This is a genomic window from Saccharothrix sp. ALI-22-I (assembly GCF_001984175.1).
Lineage (GTDB): Bacteria > Actinomycetota > Actinomycetes > Mycobacteriales > Pseudonocardiaceae > Actinosynnema.
This window is the reverse complement of record NZ_MTQP01000058.1, coordinates 231,049-249,706: the sequence shown is the minus strand read 5'-3', so window position 1 is coordinate 249,706 and position 18,658 is coordinate 231,049. Positions and strand designations below refer to the sequence as shown.

At 70.1% G+C, this 18,658-nt stretch carries 19 protein-coding genes; 1 reads left to right on the top strand and 18 read right to left on the bottom strand.

What is annotated here, in order from left to right:
• Positions 1-110: 110 nt before the first annotated feature.
• The 15 genes from ALI22I_RS18255 to ALI22I_RS18185 all read right to left on the bottom strand — a co-directional run bounded on the left by ALI22I_RS18255 (position 111) and on the right by ALI22I_RS18185 (position 14,518).
• Positions 111-1,223 (bottom strand): CU044_5270 family protein, encoded by a 1,113-nt coding sequence (locus ALI22I_RS18255; protein ID WP_077006703.1) that lies wholly within the window; start codon positions 1,221-1,223, stop codon positions 111-113.
• A complete protein-coding gene (locus ALI22I_RS18250) occupies positions 1,216-1,812 on the bottom strand; it encodes an RNA polymerase sigma factor (protein ID WP_077006702.1) in 597 nt (198 codons plus the stop codon). The genes ALI22I_RS18255 and ALI22I_RS18250 overlap by 8 nt, the downstream gene beginning before the upstream one ends.
• Before the next feature lie 385 nt (positions 1,813-2,197).
• Positions 2,198-2,857 carry a cysteine hydrolase family protein gene (locus ALI22I_RS18245; RefSeq protein WP_077006701.1) on the bottom strand — a complete coding sequence of 220 codons (660 nt, stop codon included), beginning with the start codon at positions 2,855-2,857 and terminating at the stop codon, positions 2,198-2,200.
• Positions 2,857-3,918 (bottom strand): LLM class flavin-dependent oxidoreductase, encoded by a 1,062-nt coding sequence (locus tag ALI22I_RS18240; protein WP_083751813.1) that lies wholly within the window; start codon positions 3,916-3,918, stop codon positions 2,857-2,859. The genes ALI22I_RS18245 and ALI22I_RS18240 overlap by 1 nt, the downstream gene beginning before the upstream one ends.
• Positions 3,919-3,953: 35 nt before the next feature.
• Positions 3,954-5,045 carry an ABC transporter substrate-binding protein gene (locus ALI22I_RS18235; RefSeq protein ID WP_077006700.1) on the bottom strand — a complete coding sequence of 364 codons (1,092 nt, stop codon included), beginning with the start codon at positions 5,043-5,045 and terminating at the stop codon, positions 3,954-3,956.
• Between the two features lie 120 nt (positions 5,046-5,165).
• The gene (locus ALI22I_RS18230) at positions 5,166-6,041 is read right to left on the bottom strand and encodes an ABC transporter permease (RefSeq protein ID WP_083751812.1); all 876 of its coding nucleotides are present in this window, start codon (positions 6,039-6,041) and stop codon (positions 5,166-5,168) included.
• A 17-nt stretch (positions 6,042-6,058) separates the two neighbouring features.
• Complete coding sequence (locus ALI22I_RS18225; protein ID WP_077006698.1) at positions 6,059-6,886, bottom strand: ABC transporter ATP-binding protein; 828 nt, start codon at positions 6,884-6,886, stop codon at positions 6,059-6,061.
• A 734-nt stretch (positions 6,887-7,620) separates the two neighbouring features.
• Positions 7,621-8,610: a hypothetical protein gene (locus ALI22I_RS18220; protein ID WP_077006697.1), complete on the bottom strand. Its 990-nt coding sequence runs from the start codon at positions 8,608-8,610 to the stop codon at positions 7,621-7,623.
• Between the two features lie 350 nt (positions 8,611-8,960).
• Complete coding sequence (locus tag ALI22I_RS18215) at positions 8,961-9,620, bottom strand: hypothetical protein (RefSeq protein WP_077006696.1); 660 nt, start codon at positions 9,618-9,620, stop codon at positions 8,961-8,963.
• A 17-nt stretch (positions 9,621-9,637) separates the two neighbouring features.
• Positions 9,638-10,204, bottom strand: coding sequence for a TetR/AcrR family transcriptional regulator (locus tag ALI22I_RS18210; RefSeq protein WP_083751811.1), 567 nt, complete (start codon positions 10,202-10,204; stop codon positions 9,638-9,640).
• A gap of 51 nt (positions 10,205-10,255) precedes the next feature.
• Entirely contained in the window at positions 10,256-11,161 is a 906-nt protein-coding gene (locus ALI22I_RS18205) for a bifunctional methylenetetrahydrofolate dehydrogenase/methenyltetrahydrofolate cyclohydrolase (protein ID WP_077006694.1), read from the bottom strand.
• Entirely contained in the window at positions 11,158-11,799 is a 642-nt protein-coding gene (locus ALI22I_RS18200; RefSeq protein ID WP_077006693.1) for a cyclodeaminase/cyclohydrolase family protein, read from the bottom strand. The genes ALI22I_RS18205 and ALI22I_RS18200 overlap by 4 nt, the downstream gene beginning before the upstream one ends.
• 99 nt (positions 11,800-11,898) lie before the next feature.
• Positions 11,899-13,023 (bottom strand): aromatic ring-hydroxylating oxygenase subunit alpha, encoded by a 1,125-nt coding sequence (locus tag ALI22I_RS18195; protein ID WP_077006692.1) that lies wholly within the window; start codon positions 13,021-13,023, stop codon positions 11,899-11,901.
• Positions 13,020-14,189 carry an NAD(P)/FAD-dependent oxidoreductase gene (locus ALI22I_RS18190; RefSeq protein WP_077006691.1) on the bottom strand — a complete coding sequence of 390 codons (1,170 nt, stop codon included), beginning with the start codon at positions 14,187-14,189 and terminating at the stop codon, positions 13,020-13,022. Before ALI22I_RS18190 ends, ALI22I_RS18195 begins: the two co-directional genes overlap by 4 nt.
• Entirely contained in the window at positions 14,189-14,518 is a 330-nt protein-coding gene (locus tag ALI22I_RS18185; RefSeq protein ID WP_077006690.1) for a bifunctional 3-phenylpropionate/cinnamic acid dioxygenase ferredoxin subunit, read from the bottom strand. The genes ALI22I_RS18190 and ALI22I_RS18185 overlap by 1 nt, the downstream gene beginning before the upstream one ends.
• Before the next feature lie 122 nt (positions 14,519-14,640).
• Here ALI22I_RS18185 and ALI22I_RS18180 point away from each other — a divergent pair, with 122 nt between their 5' ends.
• On the top strand, positions 14,641-15,411 hold the full coding sequence (locus ALI22I_RS18180; protein WP_077006689.1) for an IclR family transcriptional regulator: 771 nt from the start codon (positions 14,641-14,643) through the stop codon (positions 15,409-15,411).
• Between the two features lie 24 nt (positions 15,412-15,435).
• On the opposite strand, the gene ALI22I_RS18175 is transcribed toward ALI22I_RS18180, so the two are convergent.
• Genes ALI22I_RS18175 through ALI22I_RS18165 form a run of 3 tightly spaced genes read right to left on the bottom strand, consistent with a single transcriptional unit; the run spans position 15,436 to position 18,607 of the window.
• Positions 15,436-16,050 (bottom strand): MBL fold metallo-hydrolase, encoded by a 615-nt coding sequence (locus tag ALI22I_RS18175; RefSeq protein WP_077006688.1) that lies wholly within the window; start codon positions 16,048-16,050, stop codon positions 15,436-15,438.
• Positions 16,047-17,132 (bottom strand): S-(hydroxymethyl)mycothiol dehydrogenase, encoded by a 1,086-nt coding sequence (locus ALI22I_RS18170; RefSeq protein ID WP_077006687.1) that lies wholly within the window; start codon positions 17,130-17,132, stop codon positions 16,047-16,049. Before ALI22I_RS18170 ends, ALI22I_RS18175 begins: the two co-directional genes overlap by 4 nt.
• Positions 17,129-18,607: an aldehyde dehydrogenase family protein gene (locus tag ALI22I_RS18165; RefSeq protein WP_077006686.1), complete on the bottom strand. Its 1,479-nt coding sequence runs from the start codon at positions 18,605-18,607 to the stop codon at positions 17,129-17,131. The genes ALI22I_RS18170 and ALI22I_RS18165 overlap by 4 nt, the downstream gene beginning before the upstream one ends.
• Between the last annotated feature and the right edge of the window lie 51 nt (positions 18,608-18,658).

The window sequence follows — 18,658 nt, the reverse complement described above, 5'->3', positions numbered from 1 at the left end:
AACACAACAAAGATAATCCCGAAAATAAGCTGATCTTCCGTGCCACGAGCACGGCAAAGGCCCGTGCGCCCCGAAGCGCACGGGCCCCTCCGCACCGCCTGGCTCCCCGATCAGCCGGTGGGCTTGACCCCCATGGCGTCCACGACATGCGTGGTCACCGAGCTGAGCGACGTGACGGTCCCGGCCTTGAAGCCGTTCACGTCGTCGGTCGTGACCTGGCGTTGGCCGATGAACTGGCCGGTCGCCGGGTCGATGATGATGTCCTGGCGCACGTCGCCGTCATCGACGCCCAACGCGATGCCGATCCGGCCGCCCAGGTTGGCCTGCTTCTCGGTCACCTGGAGCCCGGGGATCTTCTCCAACGCTTTGTAGATGTTCGCCCGCACGTCCTTGGTGATCAGGCTGCTGCACAACGCGTCGGCGGCGTAGACCAGCAGTTCGAGGCCACCCCGGTCGTTGTCCGGCGCGTCGGCGTTCAGCCGCTCGAACAGGGCGTCCGGGTCGGTCGGCAGGCTCGCCTGCCAGGCGGCGGTCGGGTTCTGCCAGTTGCCCTCGGTCTGGCACTTCACGTCCGAGTGGAAGTCGCCGCACTTCGCGCGCCACTCCCCCTCGACCGAAGCGAACCCGGCCTCCGCGCCGGCCGCTTTCGCCTCCTCCTCCGTGCCGATCACCCACTGGTTGTTGTCGGTGGTGTCGCGGCGCAACATCCACTCGTCCTGCTCGTTCGCCGGGACCCACGTCTCGATCAGGTTCTCCGCGAGGTTGGCGAACACCTTGTCCCCCATGTCGTGGGTCTCCAACCCCCAGGTGCGCATGGCGATGTAGCGGTACTGGCCGGGGCCGACCGGCTCGTCCACCGCGCCGATCGTCTGCGCCGCCGCCCGGTCCAGCGTCTGCACCGCCTCGGCGGTCGCGGGCGCCCTGCCGCCGAACGAGACGGTCTGCGCGATCAGCGCACCGGCCACCAGCACGCCGACGCCCGCCGCCGTGGCCAGCCAACGCCGCCCGGACCGGCGCGGTCGGCGTTCACCGATCGCGGGTTCCGCGGTCGTGCGTTCCTCGGTCGTGGTCACTTCGTTCTCCCCCGATTCGGTGGTGATCATCAGTGCCGCCCTGGCCCGTGAGAGCACCTGCTCGTCCGTGCGGACGTCGGCGTTCAGGACCTCCAACGCGGCGTCCAGCTCGTCCTCGGTCCAGACACGGCGGATGTTGTCGTCACTCATCGCCGCTCCTCGTGTGTTCGGTGTTCGACGCGTACGCCCGCAGCCGCCGCCGCACGCGGTGCAGCCGGGAGCGGACCGTGCCGACCGGGATGCCGAGCGCCTCGGCCACCTCGTTCGAGTCCAGTCCGGCCCAACTGGTGAGCAGCAGGACTTCCCTGTCACCGGCCTCCAGCTCGACCAGCGCGCCGGCCAGCAGCCGGGCCCGGGCCGAGGCGTCGACCTGGTCTGCCACCCGGTTCTCGTGGTTCTCGTGTCCGGCGGTCGACCCGCCCGCCCGCGCCGCCGCGTGCAGCCCGCGCACCTCCTGCCGCACGTGTCGGCGCAGCAGGTTGGTCGCGATGCCGTAGAGCCAGGACCGCGCCGTGCCCCGGTCCGGGTCGTACCCGGCGCGGGTCTGGTAGGCGACCAGGAACGTCTCGCCGACCAGGTCGTCGGCCAGGTCGCCGACCCGACGCGCGAGATACCGGTGCAGCGGCCGGGAGTGCCGGTCGAACAGCTGCCCGAAAATCCGCGACGGGTGCGGCCCGGACAGGTCCGGTCGGTCGTCGGCGTCGGACGCCTCACTGCCGTCCGCCGCATGATCGGTCATCGTCCTCACACCTGGTGTTGCCCGCAGCGGTCCACCACGTTCACGGCGCACCCGCGGGCCGGTCGAGGTCAGTCGAACAGGACGCCTTGCAGTGTCGCGGTGAGGTGCCCGACCAGCTTGTCCGGCGACATGGCGGCGAGCGGGCCATCTGCCAGCACGTACCGCACGTTCTTCGCCGGCGTCCGCCAAGGACGCCTCACCCCTGCGGCCGGCTGAACGCGGTCAGGCGCGCTCGAAGTGCAGTGCGGTGACGCCGCGGTCCGTCACACCTCGCCATCATGAACATCCGCACGTCCGGGAAGTCGCATCCCACCCAGGAACCGGCGCGCGCCCACCGGCCTTCGGTGTGGGGTGAAGGACAAGTCGAACGCGATGTGCATTCCGCTCACCTCGACGCCTCCGTCCACATGCGAGTGATCTCGTCCACTGTGCACAGCACGGCGACGTTGAGCGCGAGCTGTTCGAGTGCGTTCTCGTGCACGCGCGTGTCGTACGCCGCCACCGCGTCCGGGGCGACGACGACCGGCCAGCCGAGCTGGAAGGCGTCCGTCGCGGTGGCCGCGACGCAGCACTCGGTCGTCAGGCCGGCCACCACGACGCAGTCGATGCCCGAAGCCCTCAAGTGCGTTTCGAGATCGGTGCCGAGGAAGCCGCTGTAGTGGCGCTTGGCCACGCGCTGCTCGCCTTGCGCGGGGGTGACCCCGTACCACTGCGCACCGGGAGTTCCGATGACGCACGGTTCGTCCGGACCGAACGGCGCGTCGAGGTCACCCTCGCGGAACCACGCACTGGACCGCCACGGCCTCGACGGGTCACTGGCCAGTTCGATCCACACAACGGGCACCCCGGCGGCACGCGCGGCGTCCACGAGCCGCTCCGCGCCCGTGATGGCGCTCTTGACCAGCGCCGAGGCCTGTTCGTCAAGGCCGTAGGAAGCCAGGAACTCGGGGTCGCCGAACGAACGCTGCACGTCGACGACGAGCAGCGCGGGCCGGCGATCGGGTGCGGACAAGAACGACAGTCGTCGCTCACGCAGGTTCACCATCAGGCCGACGCCTCGTCGATCGCCCGGAGCGCGGGCAGCACGGTCTCGCCGAAGAGCAGCATGTCCTGGTCGTACTCCGGGAAGATCAGCATCAGCCCGTCCAGCTCGGCCTCGCGCACGATCGTCGTGATGTGCTCGATCACGGTCTCGGCGCACCCGCTCACGTACGGGGTCTGGAACGCCGCCTCCCCGGTGGCGCCCTCCGCCCAGGCGCGCGCCTGCGTGGCCGGGATTCCCCACGACGCCTGCATGGCCGCCAGCGCTTCGCGGTCGACGCCCTCACCCCACCGGCGGACGTTCTCCTTCGCCTCGGCGTCCGTCTCGGCCTGCACCACGGTGAGCATCGAATACGTCTTCACCGTGCGGCCCAGCTTCGCCGCTCTCTCGTGCACGTCCCGCGAGTAGGACCGCATGTCTTCCAGGGTTTCTGCCGAGAGGAACGCGCCGTCGGCGTACAGGGCCTGGAACTCCCGCGCGTCGGCCGAACGCCCGGCGCTGATGATGGTCGGGCGGGATTCCGGGTGAGGCCGCGACTCGCAGTTCTCCAGGGTGAAGAAATCGCCCTTCAGGGTCACCGAGTCCTCCGACCACAGGCGCGTCACGGCCTGCGTCCACTCGGTCGTCATCCGGTACCGGTCGGCGTGGCTCAGGTCCGGGTCCCAGAGCCCGAACTGCTCGAATTCCGCCGCGTACGAGCCGTTGACGATGTTCATCCCGGCCCGGCCGCCGGAGATCTGCTGGAGGGTGGTGTACATCTTGGCGGTGATCGCGGGGTGGTGGACGTTCGCGTGCGTGGTGGCCCAGATCTTCACCCGCTCGGTCGCCTCCGCCAGCGCCGCCATCATCGTCATCGACTCCAGGCTCTCGCCCCAGTGGTCGGTGGTGCCGCCGAAGCCGCGCCACTTCGCCATGGACATGATGAAGTCCAGGCCGATGGCTTCGGCGTGCAGCGCGGCCCGCTTGTTGTACGCGTAGGTCGCTTCCGGGTGCGGCGCGGTCGTGGAGAGCATCCAGCCGCCGCTGCCGATGGGCAGGAAGATCCCGTATTCCTTCGGTGACACTGTGTTGCCTTCCGTGCGCGGGGTGGGTGCCGGGGTCAGGGCGCGGGCCAGACGAGCTGGTTCGAGGCGTAGACGGCTTCGATGAACGAGGAGTCGAAATAGGACTTCGCGTCGGCGGCGGTGGCCGGCTTCACCGTCGAGTACTTGGTCAGCAGCTCGGCGAGCGCGGTGACGTTGTCCGCGTCGATCGCACCGAGCGGGCTGTCCTGCGACGCCGTCTCCTTGATGAGCGCGACCTCGGTCTGCCAGATCTTCTGGTTGTGGGCCTTGTCGTAGCCGCCTTCGGACACCTCGGCGGCGTACCCGACACATTCCTCGACATTGGTGGAGCAGTGCGCGTAGGCGCGCAGACCGGCCCGCAGGAAGTCCTGGACCGCGGTGGGGTTCTTCGCGGCGAACGCGGGGTTCGCCGCCATGCCGGCCAGCGAGCCGGGAACGTCGTAGTCGTAGGGCCGCCACACCTTGACCTCTTGGCCCGAGGCGGCGAGCAGGTGCGGCTCGTTGGAGACGAAGCCGGTCAGCGACTGGACCTGGCCGCGGGGCAGGATCGACGGGTCGTAGCCGACGACGACCTGCTTGAGCGAGCCGACGTCCACGCCCGCGTTGATCAGCATGGCCTGGACCCCGATGGGCATGGCGCCCTTGTGCCCGAGGGTCGTGCCGTCGAGCTGCTTGAGATCGGTGGTGTCGGGCATGGTCATCAGCACCTCCAGCCCGGCGTTCGAGTAGGCGGAGATACCGAGGACGTCGACGCCGTTGTCCCGGGCCAGGATCACGTCCTGCTCGCTGACCGCGCTGATGGTCACCTGGCCGCTGGCGAGGAGCTGGGTGTTCTGGCCCGTGTCGCCGGTGCCGGGCTTGATGTCCACGTCGAGGCACAGGGCGTCGAAGTAGCCGAGTCGCTTGGCGGCGAGGAATTCCAGGATGGACGCCGACGCCTGGTAGTAGTAGCCGGTGAGGAAGGTGATCTTCCCGGCTTCCTTGTTCTTGGCGCAGCGTTCGGCGGAGACGGCGGTTCCGACCGCCGCCCGGGTGCCGCTGTCCTCGCTGGAGCAGCCGACGAGCGCGGAAGCGGCGGCGACGGCGGTCGCGGCCAGTGCGATGGCGCGCGAACGGGGTGTCTTCATGGATCTCTCCTGGATTTCGGCAAGCGGGCAGCGCAAAACCGGAAGTGGTCAGCGGTGGGCGCGCGGTGGTTCCAGGCCGGTTCGTACGCCGTCCTGGGGTGTGAGGAGCTGGTCTCGGCGTTAGCCGGCGGCGCCCTTGGTGGTCTCGTGCCAGTGCAGGACTCTGCGTTCGGCCATCGTGACCAGGAGCAGCAGCACCGAGCCCATCAGGGCCAGGATCGCGATCGACGCGAACACGACGGGCAGCCGGTTCATGGTCGAGGCCAGGCTGATCGCGGTGCCCAGGCCGGCCGCGGCGCCGGGCGCCGAGAGTTCGGCGACCACGGCGCCCACTATGGACAGTGGGAACACGATGCGCAGGGCCGCGAACAGGTACGGCAGCGAACTGGGCACGCGGATGCGCCAGAGCATTTCCAGCCGCGAGGCCTTCAGCGTGCGGTAGACCTGCACGACCTCCGCCGGCACCGCGCGCAGCCCGACCGAGGTGTTGATCAGGATCGGGAAGAAGCAGATCAGACCGGTGACGATCAGCTTGGGCTCCGGCCCGAACCCGAACGCGACCACGAGCACGGGTGCGATCGCCACCAGGGGCGTCACGTTGAGCACGACCGCGACCGGCATGATCGCCCGCCGGGCCCACGCCCGCTCACTGACCAGCACGGCCAGGAAGAACGCCGCGACGAAGCCGAGGATGAGCCCGAGGAGCGCTTCCCAGAGCGTGACCCAGGCGTTGCGCAGGTAGTAGTCCGGTTCGTCGGCCAGTGCCGCGCCGACCGAGGAGAGTTTCGGCAGCAGGTACGGCATCGACCGGGCGCCCCACTCCCACAGCACGCCGAGCACCACCAGCATCACCACGAGCGGCAGCCACACCTTCGGGTGCAGGAAGCCGATCCGCGACTTCGGGTGGCGCAGGCTGTAGCGGGACGGCTCGGTGGCCTCGGTGACCGGGCGTTCGGTCTCCGGTGAGGTCGCGACGTAATCGTCGAGTGACGTCATGTCGGTACTCCTCCCCTTCACGCGACCTGCGTGTGCCAGGCGCCACGCAGCTTGTCCCGGATCAGGTCTTCGAGGTGGTGGAACTCGGGCGTCTTGAGCAGGTCTCGCCCTCGCGGCCGGGGCAGGTCGACGTTGACGACGTCGATGATGCGGCCCGGTTTCGCGGCCATGATGACGATCGCGTCGGAGAGCCGGACGGCTTCGCTGACCGAGTGGGTCACGAACAGGACCGTCGTCTTCAGTTCGTCCCAGAGGTCGAGCAGCTGCTCCTGCAAGCTCTCGCGGGTGAACTCGTCGAGGGCCGAGAACGGCTCGTCCATCAGCAGCACTTCGGGTTGCAAGCCGAACGCGCGGACGATGGCCGTTCGCTGCTGCATACCGCCGGAAAGCTCGCCGGGCAGCTTGTGCGCGGCTTCGGCGAGGCCCGCCTTGCGGAGCAGTTCGGCCATGTCGGGCGGTTCGGGTGGGGCGACGCGGTCAGCGGCCTCGCCGATGGCGGCGCGCCGACGGGCCGCGCCCCGGTTGACCTTCTGCGGGAGCGTGACGTTCTTCAGCACCGACAGCCACGGCAGCAGGGCGGGTGTCTGGGGCACGAGCCCCACCATCTTCGCCGCACAGGCCTCTTCCGGGCTGACCCCGTGGATGCCGACCTCGCCGCGGTCGGCCGGTTCCAGCCCGGCGACGAGGCGGAGCAACGTGGACTTGCCGCACCCGCTGGGGCCGATGACGCTGACGAACCGGCCGGGCTGGACGGACAGGTCCACGTCGTCGAGCGCCACCATGGCCGAGGGCCCGAAACCGTAGACCCGACGGGCGCCGCGCACCTCGATCGCGGCCGTTTTCATGCGACGACCGGGAGTTCGGCACGGTTGTCCGATTGTCGGCTCAGCCGACGGTGAACAGGCTTACCAGGAATCATGACAGCTCTCCCAACAGATGACAGCGTTGCCGAAGTCTGGAGAGCGTGCGGCGCGAGGACGTGTCTGCACCGCGGAATCCCAAGTGTCAACGACCGTAAGCAGCCCATGTTACGAGGCTCCACCACTTCCGTTTCGACGTCGTTAACCCGATTGGGTCAAAGTCTCGGGTCAGCGGTCGAGCAACGGCACGATCTCGCCGTCGCCGCGGAACAGCAACGCTTCCACGCCCAGGTCGCGCGAGGAACCGGTTGTCCGCGTCGACTCCCTCGACCTCGACCCGTGTCCCGTCGGGCAACAGCAGTGTCCGCGGCCGCAGCCGGACGCCGAACCTCTCGCCGAGGCCCTCCAACATCCGCCGTTCCGTCGAGTCGGGACCGAACCGGTGCCACACCGGGTCATCCTCGCCCGTCAGCCTCATGGCCGGAGTGTAATCACGCCCAACGCCGCTGGTACGTGGCGTGCTTCACGTTGCAAGCAGACAACCCCCCGCCCAGGGTGAACCCTCCGCCGGCGGCTGCACCGGGCTCACGTGTTGTAGACGTTTCCGCGAACGTGGTGGCCCTCCGGACCGCGAGCCGACGCCGGTCAGATCGACTCCACCCGGTACGGGTCGTGCTCGGCGAGCAGCTTCTCCAGTCTCGCCTGGCGCGACGCGGCGCTCAGATGACGACCACGCGGAACGCGTGCACGCACCACGGTCCTTCATAACTGCTCATCCAGAGGTTCCCGGAGTACCCGTCGATCTTTTGCCCCTTCGCCGTGCCCGTCAGGTAGAGCTGGACGGACTTGTCGCCCGAGGAGATGCCCTCCATCGTCGTGTTGATCTTCAAGCTCGGCTGGTAGCCGACCAGCTCGTCGACGTCCTCGGGGGATTTGATGGCGTCCGCGCAGAGTCGGCTCTTCGCGGTGGCCGCGTCGCCGGCGTTGACGCTGTCCAGGAACGACTGCATGGCGGCCAGCGCTTCCGGGGCGACCGGCTTCCCGCCGGCGGTGGGTGTGCCCTGGCCGGTCGGGGAACCGGTCGGGGAACCGCTCGGCGTGGGCCGGTCGGCGGTCGGCTTCTCGCCGGCGACGAACTCGATGTCCTGCCAGCACCAGTCGCCGCCGTCCCGGGTGATCGTCACCTCGACTTTGCCCGCTCGCGCGTCCGCGGTGACGTCGACGATCCCCTTGACCTCGTCGGCGGAGACTTCCTCGCTGTCCAGCAGTTTCGCTTTGCTGACCGAGGAGACATCGCCGATGGCATCGTCCACAGCGGACTTGGACGATGCGCACGCGATGCCCTTGAGGGCTTTGGCGTCCTGGGAGTCCAGTCCGTCCACCAAGGTCTTCAGCACGCTCTGGGCGTTCGTGCCCTCGGGCTTGGCGGAGGGCGTCGTGGGCGCCGGCGTCGTGGTCGTGCCGCCCTCAGCCAGGAAGAAACCGGGCTGGACGAATCCGGTGAACCCGAGACCACCCAACACCAGTACGACAACCGCCACTACCGCGACGATCACGCCGGTCTTCTTCTTGGGCGGCGTCGGCGGCGGCACGTTGAAGCCACCGCCGTACCCTCCGCCGTACTGCTGGGCACCGTACTGCTGAGCGCCGTACTGGGCGGGCGGACCGTAGGGATCCTGCCCGCCAGGCGGTTGCTGTGGGTACGTCACGTGGCCTCCCCGGCTCGTCGTTCCCGCATTCGACGATCAGCGAGCGGCTCTCGTTCCGTGTCCGGTGCCAGTGGTCGCTGAAGGTGACGGCAGGCATGGGCGCTGGTGGTGCCGTCCCCGGATCGCTGGTCAACCTCACGTAGCTCGGTTCCTGGTCGACTGTCGGCATCCGCTCCACCACGAGGCGTTCCCCGGCGATCGCGGCCGGTGACCACCCCGGCGGCGGCGAGCAGGCCTGCTGACCAGCCGACCAACCGCCGCTGTGGCCTCTTGGTCTCCACACCGCCCCCTCCGTAGAACCCCGGATGCGACGGGCGAGCGAGCCTCGCGGTTCCCCCTAGCGGGGTGGTCTACCGGTGTGCTCGGGTCTGGGCGAGGGCCTCGATCCGGTCGGCGGCGCCGGGTGCGCCGGGTGTCGCGGAAATGGCTGCCTGGAGTCGGGCGGCGGCGTCGCGGTAGGTCGGGTCGTCCAGGATCGGGCCGATCCAGTCGAACTCGGGCACTTCGGCGGCCGGTGGAGCGTCCAGTTCGGGGAACGAGGCGATGACCGGGTTGTCGGCCGCCCAGATCTGCCACGGGTCGTTCACGGGCCCCAACCCCAAGGTGGAGTGCATCTCGTTGATCGCGGTCAGCAGGCGCTGCGCGTTGGGGTTTCCCGGATCGGGCCCGCCGAAGCCGCCGGGCGCGGTGTGGACGAGACAACAGGCGGGGAGTTCGAGGATCCACGCGGCGGCCAGCGCGCCGAACAGCAGGCAGTCCACGACGAGCACGTCGGCCGGTGCGGCGGCGAGGTCGGCTCGGACGGCGTCGACGTGGGCGGGGTTGGCCATGATCCGCGCGATGACCATCGGGGACCGGTCGGGCGGCGGGACGGCGGACAGGTCCAGCGGGGTCTCGGGCAGGGTGAGCCATCGGGTGTCGTGACCGCGCGCCTCCAGCTCGGCGGCGATCCGGCGGGCGGGCGGCTGGTTGCCACCGCCGTCCCAGGTGACGAACAGGAACTTCGACATTCCCGCACCTCCTGACGTCAGTCAGGTCTGAGTAGTGATCGAACGGTGCGCCGCATGACGGTCTCGACGTCACCACGACCGCGGCCCAGGTCGCGGCGCAGCAGTTTCCACGCGTAGACGTCGCAGACCACCACCAGCGCGTCGACGAGCCGGTCATCGAGCTGGGGCCCGAACTGCCGGTGCACCCACCGCCGGTGCTCCTCCCGCCCCATCGTCAACCGGCGGGCGAGCTCCGGGTCGCGGTCCTCCTCGGCCAGCCGGCGCACGACCAGATCGCCGACCTCCTCGTAGTGGTCGACCAGCGCCGCGATCGAGGCGTCGATGTCCCCCGGTGCGGCGGCCCGCTGCGCGGTCGTGCGGGCCTGCTCCCCGGCGAGCGCGTCCCGCAGGAGCAGCTCACGCGTGCCGAAGTGCCGCAACACGGTCTGCACCGCGACACCGGCCCGCTCGGCCACGTCCTCCAGGCGCACGTCCATCGACAACCGTTCCCGCAACAACCCCTGGGCGGCCTCCAGGATTCGGCGCTTCGTGTGCTGCGCCGACTCGGCCCGAGCCCGCATCCGATACGGCCGAGGCATATTCATGTCAATCGAGGTTAACCCGAATAGAGGCCGGGGCAACGGCGGTAGACGGGTTCACATCCGCGCGTTCCGGTACAAGCGCACGGCGTTGCGCATCGCCATGGTGACGGTCATCGAACCCACTCGGGGGACGAACACGGAAGCACGTTCGACGACGTCGTCGGCGAAGTTCTTCATCGTCGAGAAGTTCAGGCACACCGCACCCGGCTTGATCTCCTCCGCGCGCACCAGCGGGAAGTCTCGCGACGGTACGCCGGTCACCACCACGTCGGCCTCGGCCAGTGCGGTGGCGCGGTCGGTGGTCACGGCGTCGACGTGGTGGCCCTGGATGCCCGCCGCGTGCCGGAACTCCAGGGAGCCGGAGATGTCGAACGAGGTCACCCGCGCGCCGTCGTTGGCCAGCATGGCGGCCAGTGGCCGTCCGACGATCTCGCTGCGGTTGAACACGCACGCCCGCACCGACGCCAGCGGGGTGTCACCCTCGCCGCGGAACGCGCCCGCCTCGCCCAGCAGCTTCATCACGGCCAGCGGCGTGCAGGGCAGCACGGCCCGGCGGGTGCCCGCGTCGTCGATGAAGCGCCGGTTCTCGTAGAGGCTGCGGCTCCAGAACGAGTGCAGGCCCTCCACGTCCTTGCGCGGGTCCACCAGCTCGCGCAGCCAGCGGTCCTGCTCCGGGTCGCGGACCGGGTAGTAGACGAAGACACCGTGCACCCGGTCGTCGGCGCCGGCGTCGCGCACGGCGGCCTCGATCCGGTCGGGAGGCGGCGTGCGCAGGTCGAAGTCGATCCCGACCTCGGCGCACGCCCGCCGCGTGTACTCGGCGTAGGTGCGCGCGGGTCGGTCGGCGTCGACCAGGAAACCGACCACGGTGAGCCGTTCGGGGATGGTCGCCAGGTCGGCGCGGATCTCGGCGCGGATGGACTCGGCCAGCACGGCCGGGTCGATGATGCGAGCGGTCATCGGGACTCCTCCGGGCTGCTGAACACCTGCTGGGTGGGTACCTCGATACGGCCGTGGGCAGCCACCGCCGCACGCCGTACCGCGTCCATCCGTGCGGTGAAGGCGCGCGCCGCCGAATCGTCACCCATCAGCGCCACGTTGGCCTCGGCGCCACGCAGGGTAGCCAGAGCGGATCCGAGCAGGAGGTCGGCACCGGCGCGGACATCGCTGACGACCGTCCCGGTGACCACCGGGAGCACGGAGAACGCCCACTCCAGGGTCTCCACCACGTCCGCCGCGGCGGACAACGGCCCCTCGGTTGCGGCCACCGACGCCGCCTCCACCGCGGCCTGCCGGACCGCGCGTTCCTCCCCCGTGGACTTCGGCAGCCGCCGCGCCCGGAGGTAGTCCTCGAACAGCTCGACATCGCGGTCGGCCGCGGCACCGAGGCGTTCGAGCAGCGTCCTACCTGCCGTGAGCCCCTCGCCGACCGCAGGGTCACCGCCGCGCCGAGCGGTGATCTCCAGGGCCATGAGCACCAACGCGCAGCCGAACGCCGCCGTGACCGCCGCCACCGACCCGCCTCCGGGCGTCGGGCTCGGGCTCGCCGTCCGCGCGCGCAACTCCGCCAGATTCACTTCCCACAGACTGTCCGTCACCCCAAGATCCTCGCCTGCACGGCCGTCGCCTGCCACAGCGCGTCGTGGTTGCCGCCACGGCGGGTGGACGCGATCTCCACCGCCGTGGCGTGCGGCCGCTCAGGCGAGCTTGTCGGTCACCCACGAGTGGAACTCGGCGATGTGGTGCTCGCTCGGCACCAGGACGCCACCGCGGGTGTAGGCGCGGGAGGACATGGCGGGCTGGCAGCGTTCGCAGGCGTCGAAGTCCTGTTGGTTGACGCGGTGGAAGAGCTCCACCGAGCGGGAGACGTCCTTGCCCGTCGCCACGACGTCCTTGCTGTACAGCCAATCGCACTCCACGATCGTGCGGTCGGCCGCGACCGGGTACATGCGGTGGAAGATGACGTGGTCGGGCACCAGGTTGATGAACACCTGCGGGTTGACGGTCACCGCGTAGTAGCGCCGGTCCTGGTCCTCGGACAGGTGCTCCAGCTTGCCGAAGCCCTCGCTGCCGTCCACGGTGAAGCCCTGCACCTCGGAGGCGAACTCGGCGCCGTGCCCGACGTAGTACTGCGCCGCGTACCCGTCGGCGAACTCGGGCAGCACCTCGGTCAGCTCCGGGTGGATCGTGGCGCAGTGGTAGCACTCCATGAAGTTCTCGACGATCAGCTTCCAGTTCGCCTTGACGTCGTAGACGATCCGCCGGCCGACCTCCAGAGAGTCGACCTCCCACCGGTCGATCAGCTCCGCGTCGCCGAGTCTGGCCGTGGCCGCGCCGATGACGGTGTCCTCAAAGGACGGCGGCTCGTCCGCCAGGCACACCCACGCGTAGCCCAGCCACTCCCGCATTTGCACGCCGACCAGCCCGTACTCGACCCGGTCGATATCGGGCATCTTGGTCAGGTTCGGCGCGGCGACGAGCTTGCCGTCCAGGCCGTAGGTCCAGGCGTGGTAAGGACATTGCAGCGCGCGCTTGGTCTCCCCCGACTCCTCCACGCACAGCTTCGCGCCGCGGTGGCGGCAGACGTTCAGGAACGCTCTCAGGACACCGTCGCGGCCGCGCACCAGCAGCACGCTCTCCCGGCCCACCTGCACGGTCTTGAACTTGCCCGGCGTGTCGATCTCGCCCGCACGGGCTGCGGCGAACCAGTGCGTCTCGAAGATCCGCGCCTGCTCCAGCTCGAAGATCGTGGGATCGGTGTAGTAGTGACCCGCCAACGTGGCCAGGAGGCTGGGTGGCAGGTTGGTGCCGAGCGTCGTCATCTGACTACCTCCGGTTCGGGGACGGCCAACTCGCGGCGCAGCCGGCCGAAGAGCTTGGGCTGGTTCACGGCGAGCACGGCGACGGGGTGCCCGCCCCGCCGGTAGACGGCGGCGAACGACCGGTCCGCCGGGTCGCCCTCGACGATCCCGACGACGTCGCCGGGGCGGCGGTGGCCCGCGAACTGCAGGCGCACGCCGTACTGGTCGGACCAGAAGTAGGGGGCCGCCGACCGCACCTCGACCCGTCGGCCGAGCAGGGTCGCGGCGGCGATCTCCGGCTGCTGCACGGCGTTCGTCCAGTGCTCCAACCGCAGGACGGCGCCCGCGAACCGGTTGTACGACAACGCGCAGTCGCCCACGGCCACGATCCCGGGCACCTCGGTCACGCACCGGGCGTCGGTGAGCACGCCGCCGTCCACCCCGACCCCGGAGCCCGCGAGCCAGTCCACGTTCGGCGTCGCGCCGACGCCGACGACCACGGCGGCGGCGGGCAGTTCCCGGCCGTCGGCCAGCCGGACCGCGCGCACCCTTTCCTCCCCGACGAACCCGGCCACGCCGACACCGGTGACCAGGCGGGTGCCGTGGTCGAGGTGCAGGGCGGCGACGAGAGCGCCCATCTCGGGACCGAGCGGACCGGCCAACGGCGTGGGCAGCGCCTCGACCACGGTCACGTCCAGCCCCAGGGAGCGGGCCGTCGAGGCCACCTCGGCGCCGATGAACCCGGCGCCGATCACCACCAGCGGTCCGCCCTCGGCGAGTTCGGCGCGCAACGCGAGGGCGTCGTCCAACGATCGCAACGTGTGCACGCCGGTCAGTGCCGAGCCGGGCAGCGTTCGGGCCCGTGCGCCGGTGGCCAGCACGACGCCGTCGGAGACCAGCTCCTCGCCGGAATCGAGCCGGACCGCACGGCGTGCGGCGTCGAGGCCGACCGCTTTGTGCCCCAACCGCCAGTCGACGTCGAGCGCGGCATCGTCCGGAGTGGACAGGGCGATGTCCTCGACGGTGGCCTTGCCCGCCAGGAAGTCCTTCGACAGCGGCGGTCGGTCGTAGGGCTGGTGCGGCTCGTCGCCGATGACCACGATCCGTCCGTCGTAGGACTGGGCGCGCAGCGCGCGTGCGGCCGACAGGCCCGCGAGTGACGCGCCGACCACCGTGATGGCCCTCATCAGGCCACGTCGCCGTGTTGGAGAATCGACGTGGAGACGCGCACGTAGACGTGGTCGTTCTCCACCACGACCTCGTGCGTCCGCACGGGCTTCTTCGCCGGTGGGCCGGTGGGGTTGCCGGTGCGCAGGTCGAAGCACGTGGCGTGCAGCGGGCACTCGATCAGGCAACCCTCCAGCCAGCCGTCGGCCAGGGAAGCGTCCTGGTGGGTGCAGGTGTCGTCGATGGCGTACAGCTCGCCATCGACGTTGAACACCGCGATCGGCACGTCGGCCTCGACTCTGACCGCCTCACCGACAGGTAGGTCGCGCACGGCGCAAACCGGGATCATGAACGCCTCCGCAGTGCGTAATCCACAACTGGTAGTGCTATACGCAACAGATTGAGGCTCGTGCGCGCACGCGTCAAGGGTCCTACCAGGGGAAAATCGTGACCGCTGGGTAAAGTTGCGACATGGGGAACGAACAGCCCGTTGTGCAGGTCCAGTCCGTCGACCGCGCGTTGGCGATCCTGGACCTGCTCGCCCGACGCGGTGAGGCGGGTGTCACCGAGATCGCCACCGAGCTCGACGTGCACAAGTCGACCGCGTTCCGACTGGTCGGCGCCCTGGAGAACCGCCAGCTGGTGGAGCAGATCAGCGACCGGGGCAAGTACCGGCTGGGCTTCGGCATCATCCGCCTGGCGGGCGCGACCACGGCGACCCTGGACCTGCCCCGCGAGGGCCAGCCGGTGTGCGAACGGCTGGCGACCGAACTGGACGAGACGGTCAACCTGGCCATCATGGACTCCGGCGCGGCCACGAACATCACCCAGGCCTACGGATCGGCCGCCGTGACGACCCGCAACTGGATCGGCCAACGCACCCCGCTGCACGCCACGTCCAGCGGCAAGGTGCTCCTGGCGTGGGCCGAGGAGCCGGTGCTCAACGCCGCCCTGGACACCCTGGAGCGCTTCACCCCGAACACCATCACCAGCCGCTCCAAGCTCCTGGCCGAACTCCGCACCGTCCGGGAGCAGGGCTGGGCCTCGACGAACGAGGAACTGGAGATCGGCCTCAACGCCGTCGCCGCCCCCATCCGCGGGGCCGGCGGCACGGTCGTCGCGGCCGTCAGCGTCTCCGGCCCGGCCTACCGCCTGACCGTCGATTCCTTCCCGTCCGTGACCGAGAAGCTGCGCGCGGGCGCGGACGAGATCAGCACCCGGATCGGCTACTTCGGGAACTAGCCAGGCGGTTGGCCAGGAGAGCGGCTAGGCGATGTTCCCGGCCTCCGCGCCGATCGTGGTCGAGTCGCCGTGGCCCGTGTGGACCGCGGTCTCCGGTGGGAGGGTCATCAGGCGTTCCGCAATGGACTTGATGATCGTCGGGTGGTCGCTGAACGACCGCCCGGTCGCACCCGGTCCGCCCTGGAACAGCGTGTCGCCGGTGAACACCGCTTCCAGCGACGGCGCGTAGAGGCACACCGCGCCGGGTGAGTGGCCCGGTGTGTGCAGCACGTGCAGGTCCACTCCACCGACGGTGAGCACCTGGCCGTCGCTCAACGGCTCGAACGGCCACGACGGGTGCACGCGGCGCCACAGCACCTCGTCGTCCGGGTGCAGCAGCACGGGCGCGCCGGTGGCCTTGGCCAGTTCCCGCGCCGCGCCGATGTGGTCGTCGTGCGCGTGGGTGCACACGATCGCGGTGACGCTCCGGTCACCGATCCCCCGCACGATCGCCAACGCGTCGTGCGCCGCGTCGATCACCACGACCTCGCGCTCGTCACCGACGAGCCACACGTTGTTGTCCACGTCCCACGTCCCGCCGTCGAGGCTGAACGTCCCGGACGTCACGACCCTGCCGATCGCACCACCAACGCTGCTCACAGCACCACCACCGACCGCAGCACGTCACCGTGGTGCATCCGCTCGAACGCCTTCTCCACGCCGTCCAACGCGATCGTCTCGGACACGAACGCGTCCAGGTCCAGCCGCCCCTGCAGGTAGAGGTCCACCAGCATCGGGAAGTCCCGCGACGGCAGGCAGTCGCCGTACCAGGACGACTTCAGCGAGCCACCGCGCGAGAACAGGTCGATCAGCGGCATCTCCAGCTTCATGTCCGGCGTCGGCACGCCGACCAGCACCACGGTGCCCGCCAGGTCACGGGCGTAGAAAGCGGTCTTCCACGTCTCCGGCCGCCCGACCGCGTCGATCACCACGTCCGCACCGAACCCGCCGGTCACCTCCCGGATGGCCTCGACCGCGTCCACCCCGGTCGAGTTGATCGTGTGCGTGGCGCCGAAGTCCTTGGCCCAGGCCAGTTTCCGATCATCCACGTCCACCGCGATGATCTTGGCCGCGCCCGCCAACCGGGCCCCGGCGATGGCCGCGTCGCCCACGCCGCCGCACCCGATCACGGCCACCGAGTCGCCCCTGGTCACCGCACCCGTGTTGAGCGCCGCGCCCAGCCCGGCCATGACGCCGCACCCGAGCAGCCCCACGGCCGCCGGTGACGCCGACGGGTCCACCTTGGTGCACTGCCCCGCCGCCACCAGCGTCTTCTCCGCGAACGCCCCGATGCCCAGCGCGGGCGACAGCGGCGTGCCGTCGGTCAGCGTCATGGGCTGGGTCGCGTTGTGGGTGGCGAAGCAGTACTGGGGCCGGCCGCGCAGGCACGCCCGGCACGTCCCGCACACCGCGCGCCAGTTGAGCACCACGAAGTCACCGGGCGCGAGATCGGTGACGCCCTCGCCGACCGACTCCACCGTCCCGGCCGCCTCGTGGCCGAGCAGGAACGGGAACGCGTCGTTGATCCCGCCCTCTCTGTAGTGCAGGTCGGTGTGGCAGACACCGCAGGTCTTGACGCGGACCAGCGCCTCACCTGGACCGGGGTCGGGCACGATGATCGTCTCCACCGACACCGGCGCCCCCTTGGACAGGGCGACGACCGCACGTACCTCGTGGCTCATGATGGCTCCTCAGCGAACCAGTGCTCCGGACGGGGATCGGTGTTCTCGTACACGTGCTTGGCCTCCTGGTACTCCGCGAGGCCGGTGGGACCGAGTTCGCGGCCGATGCCCGAGCGCTTGAAGCCGCCCCACTCGGCCTGCGGGAGGTACGGCCCGAAGTCGTTGATCCACACGGTACCGTGCCGCAGCCGGCGGGCAACTCGTCGCGCGCGGTCGCGGTCGGCCGACCACACGGCGCCGGCCAGGCCGTAGTCGGTGTCGTTGCCCAGCGCGACGGCCTCGTCCTCGGTGGTGAACCGCTCGACGGTGAGGATCGGGCCGAACGTCTCGTCCTGGACGATGGCCATCGACCGGTCGCAGTCGCCGAAGATCGTGGGCAGGTAGAAGAACCCCGCCTGCAACTGCGGGTCGTCCGGCCGCTTACCGCCGGTGAGCAGTGTCGCACCTTCCGCCACGCCCTGCGCCACGTGCCGCTCGACCTTGGCGCGGTGCTCGGCGGAGACCAGCGGGCCGCTGCGGCTGTCCGGGTCCAGGCCGTTGCCCAGGCGGATGTGCTGCGCGCGGCGGACGAGTTCGGCGACGAACTCGTCGTGCAGGCTCTCGTGCACGATGAGCCGGGTACCGGCCGAGCACACCTGTCCCGCGTGCAGGAACACGGCGGTCAGGGCGTGGTCGACGGCCGCCTCGAAGTCGGCGTCGGGGAAGACGATGTTGGGGTTCTTGCCGCCCAGTTCCAGCGCGATCTTCTTCACCGTGTCCGCCGCCGCACGCATGATCGACTGGCCGGTCCGCAGCCCTCCGGTGAACGACACCAGGTCCACCTCCGGCGCGGCGGTGAGCGCCGGGCCGACCTCGGGACCGGCGCCGAGGACCAGGTTGACCACGCCGTCGGGCACGCCCGCCTGTTCGATCAGCTCGACCAGCTTCACCGTGGTCAGCGGCGTGACCTCGCTCGGCTTCACCACGATCGTGTTGCCGGCGGCCAGCGCGGGCGCGATCTTCCACGACGCCTGGAGCAGCGGGTAGTTCCACGGGGTGATCAGCACGCACACGCCGACCGGCTCGTGCACGACCTCGCTCACCACGTTCGGGTTCGACACCTCGACGCGGCGGGTGTGGTCGGCTTCGGCCAGGTCGGCGTAGTAGCGGAACACCGACACCACGTCGTCCACGTCGATCTCGCTCTCCACCAGGGTCTTCCCGGTGTCGAGCGTCTCCCAGCGGGCGAGGTCGGCCTTGTTGCGCACGAGCAGGTCGGCGACGCGGCGCAGCAGCCCGGCGCGTTGCGCGGGGGTCCAGCGCGGCCATTCGCCGGTGTCGAACGCCCGGCGCGCGGCCAGCACGGCCTCGCGCGCGTCCTCGGCGGTCGCCTCGTCGACCTTCGCGATCACCGCTTGGTCGAACGGGTTGACCACCTCGCGCTGACGCCCCCCGGTGCCGCTCGTCCAGCGACCGGCGACGAACAGGTTCGGCATTGGCTGACCCCTTCTGTGTTTGATTGCCGCTGCTCCGCAGACGGCGGGCGA

Bases quoted from the DNA above. Each gene is read 5' to 3' on its own strand.
- ALI22I_RS18255 (WP_077006703.1), bottom strand. From the start codon at position 1,223: ATGAGTGACGACAACATCCGCCGTGTCTGGACCGAGGACGAGCTGGAC.
- ALI22I_RS18250 (WP_077006702.1), bottom strand. From the start codon at position 1,812: ATGACCGATCATGCGGCGGACGGCAGTGAGGCGTCCGACGCCGACGAC.
- ALI22I_RS18245 (WP_077006701.1), bottom strand. From the start codon at position 2,857: ATGGTGAACCTGCGTGAGCGACGACTGTCGTTCTTGTCCGCACCCGAT.
- ALI22I_RS18235 (WP_077006700.1), bottom strand. From the start codon at position 5,045: ATGAAGACACCCCGTTCGCGCGCCATCGCACTGGCCGCGACCGCCGTC.
- ALI22I_RS18230 (WP_083751812.1), bottom strand. From the start codon at position 6,041: ATGACGTCACTCGACGATTACGTCGCGACCTCACCGGAGACCGAACGC.
- ALI22I_RS18225 (WP_077006698.1), bottom strand. From the start codon at position 6,886: ATGAAAACGGCCGCGATCGAGGTGCGCGGCGCCCGTCGGGTCTACGGT.
- ALI22I_RS18215 (WP_077006696.1), bottom strand. From the start codon at position 9,620: ATGTCGAAGTTCCTGTTCGTCACCTGGGACGGCGGTGGCAACCAGCCG.
- ALI22I_RS18210 (WP_083751811.1), bottom strand. From the start codon at position 10,204: ATGAATATGCCTCGGCCGTATCGGATGCGGGCTCGGGCCGAGTCGGCG.
- ALI22I_RS18205 (WP_077006694.1), bottom strand. From the start codon at position 11,161: ATGACCGCTCGCATCATCGACCCGGCCGTGCTGGCCGAGTCCATCCGC.
- ALI22I_RS18195 (WP_077006692.1), bottom strand. From the start codon at position 13,023: ATGACGACGCTCGGCACCAACCTGCCACCCAGCCTCCTGGCCACGTTG.
- ALI22I_RS18190 (WP_077006691.1), bottom strand. From the start codon at position 14,189: ATGAGGGCCATCACGGTGGTCGGCGCGTCACTCGCGGGCCTGTCGGCC.
- ALI22I_RS18185 (WP_077006690.1), bottom strand. From the start codon at position 14,518: ATGATCCCGGTTTGCGCCGTGCGCGACCTACCTGTCGGTGAGGCGGTC.
- ALI22I_RS18180 (WP_077006689.1), top strand. From the start codon at position 14,641: ATGGGGAACGAACAGCCCGTTGTGCAGGTCCAGTCCGTCGACCGCGCG.
- ALI22I_RS18170 (WP_077006687.1), bottom strand. From the start codon at position 17,132: ATGAGCCACGAGGTACGTGCGGTCGTCGCCCTGTCCAAGGGGGCGCCG.
- ALI22I_RS18165 (WP_077006686.1), bottom strand. From the start codon at position 18,607: ATGCCGAACCTGTTCGTCGCCGGTCGCTGGACGAGCGGCACCGGGGGG.